This is a genomic window from Taklimakanibacter lacteus, assembly GCA_003576695.1.
GTDB classification, from domain to species: domain Bacteria; phylum Pseudomonadota; class Alphaproteobacteria; order Rhizobiales; family Aestuariivirgaceae; genus Taklimakanibacter; species Taklimakanibacter lacteus.
On sequence record QOZQ01000007.1, the window covers coordinates 344638 to 353333 of the forward strand.

The window sequence follows — 8696 nt, forward strand, 5'->3', positions numbered from 1 at the left end:
CCGGTCCTGTCTTTCAGCCCCGCGATGCGACCGCGGGCACGTGAGGGAATCGCCGAATGATCCTAGGGCCTTGACCAGCTATCGGCGCCATTTAAGACCAGCAGTTGCGGCGCGCCGGCGGCTTCGGCTAGTGTGTTCCTTACCTTTCAGCAGCACTGGTAGCACAGCTCATAGAGTACTGCCCTCCGAAGGTAGGTCACAGGCTTTCATCCTGTTGGGTGCGCCATTTCAGGTACATGCGTTTTCTCGATCTAAGAGTTCGGGTAAAGTCAGTACTTAGTAAACACGTGCCTCGGAAAAGGCATTGTCAACCGCGACCTAGTCGATAGGTTGTCTAGACGACAAAGACTAAGGCCACCGGGGTGATCGTGGGCACGATTGAAAGCGAACTTCGCAGATGAAACTCCAGTCATTGCTTAGGTTACTATTTACGAGCACAGGAATGCTCTTAAGACCGTGAAAATGGCATCGGCACAACAACTAATCGGGTTAGTCAAAAGTCACGCTGAAGGTAACAGCGAGCGATTTTTTGATCTCGCAATGCAATTGGCAGCTGCCGAGGAACAAAAAGGCCACAAGGCACTTGCCGAACAGCTTAGGCAATGGGCGGAGGCTGGGCGAATGCCGAAGTCCAATCAATTGCGCGGAGGACCCACGCCAATTGTTAGTCCTCGTGGGGAGCTGTCCGACTTGATCAGGGCCAGTTACCCGACGAACAAACTCGTCGATCTTGTACTGCCCGCTCGACTACAAAAAGAGTTGGAAGCAATCGTAAAGGAGTCTCGCTCAGTTGCACGGTTGGAAGAATCGGGTTTGCGCCCACGGCGACATCTGTTGCTCGCGGGTCCGCCTGGAACTGGGAAGACACTAAGTGCCTCTGCCATTGCCGGAGAACTAAAATATCCACTTTTCACAGTGTTACTACACGGGCTGATATCCAAATTCATGGGAGAGACGGCCCAGAAACTCAGATTGGTTTTTGATTCAATTGTAAATCATCGGGGAGTTTATCTCTTTGATGAGATTGATGCGCTTGCTGGAACGCGTACGAATAGCAACGATGTTGGCGAGGCTAGGCGAGTATTGAACTCCTTCCTCCAGTTCCTAGACGAGAAAGGAGGAGGTTCAATAGTCGTAGCAACAACCAATCTTCCACAGATTCTAGATCATGCGATTCTCAGAAGATTTGATGTCGTTCTAAAATACGAGCTTCCAGATGAGACAGCAATAAAAGCAACATTCAGCCGAAGACTGATCGGCTTTGATATCGGATCAGTCGAGTGGAAGATCGTTACGCAAAGAGCGCTGGGGCTTTCCACTTCAGACGTTGTGATTGCAGCAGAAGATGCAGCACGAGCTGTTGTGCTCCACGGTGGTCGCGGTATTGAAACCGGCGATTTGCTGCTTGCTATAGACAGCCGGCACCTCCTGCAAGAGATAGGAGTGGATTTTGGTGCAAAGAAACCTAAATCACTTAGTCGTTCAAGGAATAGGAAAAAATCGGCCGTTTCGCGCAAAGTCAGGGAGAGGAAAGTCACCAAGCGACGTAATTGACAGAAGCGCTCATGCCCAAGCTCTTCTGACAGCCTTGAGTGCCATTAGATTGAACCTGCCGGAACAGGCGAAAGGCACATACTTAGATATCGAAGGACGACAAGGCCAGCCGATGGCTTTGGAAAGTCTGGACTCAAGTGGGCTTGAACTACTGAATTTCAGGCCCGCAACAACAGAGGAAGGTTCAGCCCATGCAACCGTATTTGCTACAAGCGATGGGTTACGAAAACTTCAGCAGAAAGTTTCAGAGTTTCAGTCGAAGAACAGATTAAAGAAGGATGACACAGTAGGTCGGCCCTATCACGCGAACCTCATACAAGGCATTCACTCGATTGCTGAAGCTGCTTTGAGGTCATTGTGGCGAAGTGAGGCGAATCGCTTTCCCGCTCCGAATATCAATGCTCAGTGGGAAGTTTGGATACGACCGGACTCGGAGACTACATTTCGCTTTGCCGCTCAACAGGCAGGCATCCATTTGAGTGCTGAAACCCTGAAGTTTCCCGAAGACACTATCGTTGTCGCTACCTGCAATAGGGCTCAGATGGCACAACTTGTCGCAGGTCGAGGCGAAGTAAAGGCCCTTGCTGTCCTTGCCACTCTTCCAAGCTTTTTTGATGACCTTCCTCCTGAAGATCAGGCTGATTGGGTAAATTCCCTTACCTCAAATACGCAGTATCAGTTTGGTCACGATCCATCCTTTGTAACTGTCCTCGACACGGGTGTCAGCCGCGCGCACCCCCTTATTAATCCAGTAATCAATCAAGCGGATAGACACTCGGCAAATCTTGAATGGACGGTTGAAGACAACCGTGGTCACGGAACTCAGATGGCGGGGCTGGCTATCTATGGTGATCTCACACTACCGCTTCAGTCGGGACTTCCTCTTTCCGTCCGCCATCGGCTCGAATCTGTCAAAATTTACCCGGATGCTGGCTTGAACCAACACTACCTACTTGGCGCGATCACTGAAAAGGCTGTCGACTTCGCAGAAACTACAGGTGATAGGCGAAGAGTGTTCTCTCTGGCATCGACAACGGACCAGGACACGCCTCACGATGGGGCGCCCACCTCTTGGTCATCGGCAATAGATAAGATTTGCTTTGGGTCAAATGACGGAGAATCTAATAAGCGCCTTCTTGCTGTTTCGGCAGGTAACACCGATCAAAACAAGTTTATGTCGATGAACTATTTGGAGGTCTGTGACTCACAAGAACACGAACTAGAGTCCCCGGCTCAAGCATGGAATGCAATAACCGTTGGAGCATTTACAGAGAAATCCACCCTTTCAGAAGAAAGTGACGGGGTGGCATACGCTCCTGTGGGCGATCTATCACCTAGTTCCAGAACTTCGAGTTGGAACTCCACGTGGCCGCTCAAGCCCGATGTGGTGTTGGAAGGGGGTAACTGGTGCTACTCTGGTTTTTTTCCTCCGCTCAAACACCAAGACCTCCAGGTGCTCACCACACATCACACATTCCCTCAACGCGCATTTTGCACGATCGGTGAAACTAGCGCAGCAACAGCACTTGCTTCGAGGCAATTGGCCATGCTTTGGACAGAATATCCAGAGCTTTGGCCAGAGACTATTCGTGCCCTGTATGTCTCATCGGCGAGATGGACGGGCCAAATGCTGTCTCACCTTCCAGCGAATGCTTTAAAGAGTGACTATGAAGCACTCTTCAGCCGATATGGGTATGGAGTCCCCGACCTACCCAGGGCAACTAAGAGTGCCGCAAACTCACTGACCTTAATTGTGCAAGATTCGATCGTCCCCTATGCAAAGTCTAGCAAGAAGGGAGCGACGAACATTGTCAACAACGAATTGAAGTTATTCGAGTTGCCTTGGCCAGAGGCAGCCTTGCGTGAGTTGGGGAGCACGAACGTTACATTGCGAGTAGCACTCAGTTCATTTGTTCAACCAAACCCCGCCGAGGCAAGTAGAGGAAAAAAATATCTCTATGCCTCTCACAATCTTCGCTTCAAATTGAATAGAGCTAATGAAGACGTGACCCAATTTGTCTCGCGAATAAGCGACGAAGCCCTTGAAGAGGAAGATGAGCAGATAATTGATAGCTCGCCAGACGGCTGGCGGTTTGGAGTTAATCGTCGTGACGTTGGATCGCTCCACATTGATGAGTTGACGTGTCGGGCGTCAGACCTTGCGCGTCGCAATTTCATTGCGGTGCACCCAGTCGCAGGATGGTGGAAATCAAAGAAAGTTGTTGGTACTGAACCAAAAGGAGTTCGTTTTGCTTTGATAGTGGAGATCAATGCAGAAGCAGCCGAAATAGATCTCCATACTGAAGTTGCGAATTCTATCGCCCTTCAAGTTCCAATTTCAGTCGACTCGCAAAGCTGATCTCTTACGCAAAGCTGATCTCTCATCGAGAAAGCCGTGGCACGGATCATCATCGCCGAAACCCTCATGGAATAGAGTCTGCGACGCCATGGCGAGCGGGAAGCATGGCTTTCCTTGACTAAACGGAAGCATAGATTGCACACTGCCGGCTTTCCGGAGGTGTCATGGATACGCAAGTCATCGATGCTTCTTCCTTTGCCGGAGACGTGATCGACCCACGCCATGCGGGTTATGAGAAGCTCCGGATGGTCTGGAATGGTCTGCATGACAGGCGACCCGACCTCATCCTTCAGCCTCGCAACGCGGCAGACGTGCAGGCCGCCATTCGTCTCGCGGTCGACCGGGGGTTGCCGCTCGCGGTGCGCGGCGGCGGCCACAGCCTTCCCGGATTCTCGACCTGCGACAAGGGCATGGTGCTCGATCTGTCACGGCTGAACCATGTCGAGATCGATCCGGCAAAACATTTGGCCGAAGTGGGTGGCGGCGCCCTGCTCGGCGATCTGGACCGGGCCGGCAGCCCCTTCGGGCTCGTGACGCCGGCAGGTGTCGTTTCGCATACGGGTGTCGGCGGGCTCACTTTGGGCGGCGGCATGGGATGGCTCAGCCGGCGTTTCGGCATGACGGTAGACAATCTGATCGCGGTGGAAATCTGTCTCGCCGACGGAACGCTTCTGACCGTCGATGCCGACACTCACCCGGACCTGTTCTGGGCGCTGCGCGGGGGTGGCGGCAATTTCGGCGTGGTAACCCGGTTCCGATTCCGCATGCATCCGCTGGGGCGCGTATGTGTCGGCGCCTGGGATTATGACATTCGCCAGATTAGCACCGCGCTGAAAAAATATCGCGACCTTGCGGCGCTGGCCCCCCGGCAAGTGACCACTTCTTTTGCGGCGACCCGCGATAAATTTTCGATCACCGCCTTCGCTTCGGACGGCCTCGCGCCTGCCGAAATCGAAGCTTTCGGTCAGCTTGCCAATAGTGCGCAAGGCGGGATCACCGGCATGAGTTTTCTCGAATTGCAGTCGCGCGCCGATGATCATGTCGCCTGGGGACGGCGCTATTACACCAAGGGGGGCTTCTTCGCGGAGCTCAGCGATGCCGCCATCGAGACCATTGCCGATTCCGTCGGCAGGACGCCGAGCCCCGATGTGGAAGTCTATGCCCTCCAGCTCGGTGGCGCGGTGAAGGACATCGATGAAGCTGCGACGGCCTATGCGGGCCGGGCGGCGGAGTTCTACTGGATCGCCAATGCGATGTGGAATGATCCGGCTGAGGATAAAGCCTGCATGGCCTGGGGACGCGAGACCGCGCGCCGTCTGGCGCTCCACTCGGCGACGACAAACTATGTGAATGAGCAGTCGGATTCAGGCATCGCCCAGAGCGCCTATGGTGCCGAGAAATTTGCCCGCCTCACCGCGATCAAGCGGCGCTATGACCCGATGAACGTGTTTCGCCTCAACCAGAACATCACGCCCTGACGGCAGCTGGCTGTTCTGACGATGAAACGCGTTTAATGAGGCCTCGTGGAAGGTTGGCAAGGCTGGCGCGAAAAATAGTAAGTCTAAGGGTTCGCTTGAGTAGTATTTGGTTGCGGGGCGGGCGCGGTAGCCGCCGGCGGCGGGTTCACAAATGCTTGTATTCTGGGGGCGATAGCTAAGAGCCCCACAGCGATGCCAAGCGCAACCGTAACCACGGTGATAATGAATCCCTTCCCCGGCAGATGTTTTACCTCCACCTCCAATGCCGTGAGGCGGTCGCGGACATCCTTCATGTCGCCGCGCGTGTCCTTGAGGTCGTTCTGCAGGTGAGTGTAGTCACTCTGCAGCTTCGCTACCTCCGTCAGCAAAATGTCTGACGACCGGGTAGGCGGGGTTCCGACGCCCGGGTCAGGCTGGCCAACTCCGTAAGAGCCTTTTGCCATGTTATTCTGACGAGTTAACCTTCATCCACTCCCACAATTCTTTCTTGTGGTATCCAAAGTAATTCGAGACAGGAAATACCACAAAAAGCCCGGCGACATTGTCTGTTCCAATCTTTTCACCGGCCTGCGTGGCTGTAATCCCAGTCTCCGAGACTACGAACTGATTTGGAGCAAACTCCAGAAACCTAGTAAATGCAGCCTCCACACGGCTTTTCAAGGCAGTATTATCCGGGGGGCCAATTACCGCGAAAATCGTCATTCAGTCAGCTCGTTCCATTGAAAGTGGGAGTTTCACACTACCAGGTCGTCATTTTCAATGATTTTGGTAAAGGCTCGGTTCCGTAGCCTTGGTGCGTCAAGTATGTAATCGCGCCTCAAATGCAAGAACAGAAATAGAACGCTCTCGTCCACAGCTGCAAGAAAAATTTGGTATGAGCGTGCTGCGGGCGCCAATATGACTGCGAGCACGGCTCAGCACGCCGAACTGACGAACTCTTGGCTCTGAAATCCGGTTCCGGTCACAGATTCGCGAACAAGCACCCGTGGCAGGGCCAGTCGCTCCATCACACGACGATCGGGTCCTCGATCTGCTTGAGGAATTGCTCGTAACCGTGCAAGGCATGCCCCATCATCCTCTCAATTCGCTGCTATTTACGACAACCCCATCAAGGTCTGACATCTCGTGACATTCTTGCCGACAAGTCCGCAGCTCGCCCAAGCCCTGGCCGAGCGCAGCTACACCGACCCGACGCCCGTGCAGGCGGCGGTGCTCGCCGATGCGGCCGTCGACCGGGATCTCCTGGTTTCGGCGCAAACCGGCTCGGGCAAGACGGTTGCGTATGGATTGTCGATTGCAAAGAATCTTCTCGGCGAAACGGATCGGTTCGAAAGAGGCACCACCCAGCCTCTGGCCTTGATCGTCGCACCAACGCGGGAGCTTGCCTTGCAGGTGCAGCGCGAGCTCGCCTGGCTCTATCACTATACGGGCGCCCGCATCGTTTCCTGCGTCGGCGGCATGGATCCGCGCCGCGAGCAGCGCGAGCTTGCCCATGGCGCGCATATCGTTGTCGGAACGCCAGGTCGGCTGTGCGACCACTTGCGGCGCGGCCATCTCGACGTTTCGGAACTGAAAGCCGTCGTGCTCGATGAAGCCGATGAAATGCTCGACCTTGGCTTTCGCGAGGATCTGGAATTCATCCTGAAGACCACGCCGGACACGCGCCGCACAGTGCTGTTCTCGGCGACGTTGCCGCGCGGTATCGTCGCGCTGGCCAGGCAATATCAGAGAGACGCCTTCCGCATCGAGGTTGCGGGCGGCGATGGCGGCCATGCCGACATCGAGTATCGCGCCATCAGGATCGTCGCACGCGATGTCGAGCATGCGGTCGTCAATGTGCTGCGCTATTTCGAGTCGCCCGGCGCCATCGTCTTCTGCAATACGAGAAACACCGTCCGGCATTTGCAGGCGGCTCTCCTGGAGCGCGGGTTTTCCGTGGTGGCGCTCTCGGGAGAGTTGACGCAGAACGAACGGACGAACGCGCTGCAGTCCCTGCGCGATGGACGGGCGCGCGTCTGCGTGGCCACCGACGTCGCGGCGCGCGGCATCGATCTGCCGAATGTCGGCCTCGTCATTCATGCGGATCTGCCGAATGATCCGGAAACCCTGCAGCATCGCTCCGGCCGCACCGGCCGCGCGGGCCGCAAGGGGGTCAGCGTGTTGCTGGTGCCACCGGCACGCCGCCGCCGTACCGAAGCAATGCTCGTCCAGGCCGGCATTGAGGCCCTATGGGGCACGGCACCGCAGTCGGAAGACATCCGCAAGCTCGATCAGCAGCGCATGCTGCAAGGTGCGCTCTTCACCGGGGAGTCGAGCGAGGATGACCTGACACTGGCCCGTACCTTGCTCGCCGAGCGGTCGCCCGAGGAAATCGCTACGGCGCTCGCCAGGCTCTATCGCTCACGATTGCCGTCACCCGAAGACATCATCGATCCCGGCCAGGACACTGGCCGATCGCGTAGTGATCGCGGTGAAAGACGGGAGGCTCGCGCGCGTAGCAACGACAATCAAGCCGGGATGGAAGCGAGGAGGACAAGGCCGGAGTTTCGCCGCAGCATGGCGGAGGGCAGCGTATGGTTCCGCCTGAGCGTCGGACGCAAGAAGAATGCCGAGGCGCGCTGGCTGCTGCCGATGATCTGCCGCCGCGGGGGCATCGGCAAGCAGGACATCGGCGCCATCAGAATTTACGGGACCCACTCCGAATTCGAGATCTCCGGGCAGGCGGCGGAGCGGTTTTCAGAAAACCTGAAGCGCCCCGACCAGGAAGAGAACATCCGCATCGAGGCCCTGCCGGGCGGCCCGCAAGGCGAAGCGGCCTTCGAAAAGCCTGCCGGTAAAGCCAGAGGTCCCGGCAAAGCCCACAAGAGCAAGGCACATAAAAACGACAAGCCCCGTCATGAACAACCCCGGAAGCATCATGGCGAGGCCCCCAAATCCGAGACCGTGCCGGGATTAGACAAAAAGCAGCGGCACGGACACAAGCCTGGCGATGGAGGGCGGCCGCCGCGTGACCATGGCCCCCGATTTGGCAAGCCTGCCTTCGGCAAGAAGCCAAAGAAAAAGAAAAACAAGCAGCGCGGTTGAGGCGATCCTGGTTATAACCGTTTCCACAAGGCGAACAGGCTGGCAGGTGACTCCCAAGCGCTGGCGTCATTCCGCCTTCATTTGGGTCGAGGGCTCCGATGATCTAGCCCGGATTTCTCAAACTAAGGAGCGCATCGGAGCGCCGAATCAGCGAAAGTTGTTGTGCTGCAATAACTTCGATGGATTCGAGGAGCGCTCCGATGCCGACAGATTGTATAACG

At 55.9% G+C, this 8696-nt stretch carries 5 protein-coding genes; 4 read left to right on the forward strand and 1 reads right to left on the reverse strand.

Annotated elements, in window-relative coordinates; translation table 11 throughout:
• Window positions 1-462: 462 nt before the first annotated feature.
• The 3 genes from DT068_RS16505 (at window position 463) to DT068_RS16515 (ending at window position 5391) form a co-directional block, all read left to right on the forward strand.
• Window positions 463-1554 (forward strand): AAA family ATPase, encoded by a 1092-nt coding sequence (locus tag DT068_RS16505; protein ID WP_119390957.1) that lies wholly within the window; start codon window positions 463-465, stop codon window positions 1552-1554.
• A gap of 49 nt (window positions 1555-1603) precedes the next feature.
• The gene (locus tag DT068_RS16510; protein WP_368904774.1) at window positions 1604-3913 is read left to right on the forward strand and encodes a S8 family peptidase; all 2310 of its coding nucleotides are present in this window, start codon (window positions 1604-1606) and stop codon (window positions 3911-3913) included.
• Window positions 3914-4077: 164 nt separating this feature from the next.
• Window positions 4078-5391 carry an FAD-binding oxidoreductase gene (locus tag DT068_RS16515; protein ID WP_119390958.1) on the forward strand — a complete coding sequence of 438 codons (1314 nt, stop codon included), beginning with the start codon at window positions 4078-4080 and terminating at the stop codon, window positions 5389-5391.
• 444 nt (window positions 5392-5835) lie between these two features.
• Here DT068_RS16515 and DT068_RS16525 read toward each other — a convergent pair whose 3' ends face one another.
• The gene (locus DT068_RS16525; protein WP_119390960.1) at window positions 5836-6093 is read right to left on the reverse strand and encodes a hypothetical protein; all 258 of its coding nucleotides are present in this window, start codon (window positions 6091-6093) and stop codon (window positions 5836-5838) included.
• A gap of 423 nt (window positions 6094-6516) precedes the next feature.
• Between DT068_RS16525 and DT068_RS16530 the strand changes: the two genes are divergently transcribed.
• Window positions 6517-8475: a DEAD/DEAH box helicase gene (locus DT068_RS16530; RefSeq protein ID WP_119390961.1), complete on the forward strand. Its 1959-nt coding sequence runs from the start codon at window positions 6517-6519 to the stop codon at window positions 8473-8475.
• Window positions 8476-8696 lie beyond the last annotated feature (221 nt).

Excerpts from the sequence above, each read along its gene's own strand:
- DT068_RS16505 (WP_119390957.1), top strand. The coding sequence starts at position 463 with ATGGCATCGGCACAACAACTAATCGGGTTAGTCAAAAGTCACGCTGAA.
- DT068_RS16515 (WP_119390958.1), top strand. The coding sequence starts at position 4,078 with ATGGATACGCAAGTCATCGATGCTTCTTCCTTTGCCGGAGACGTGATC.
- DT068_RS16525 (WP_119390960.1), bottom strand. The coding sequence starts at position 6,093 with ATGACGATTTTCGCGGTAATTGGCCCCCCGGATAATACTGCCTTGAAA.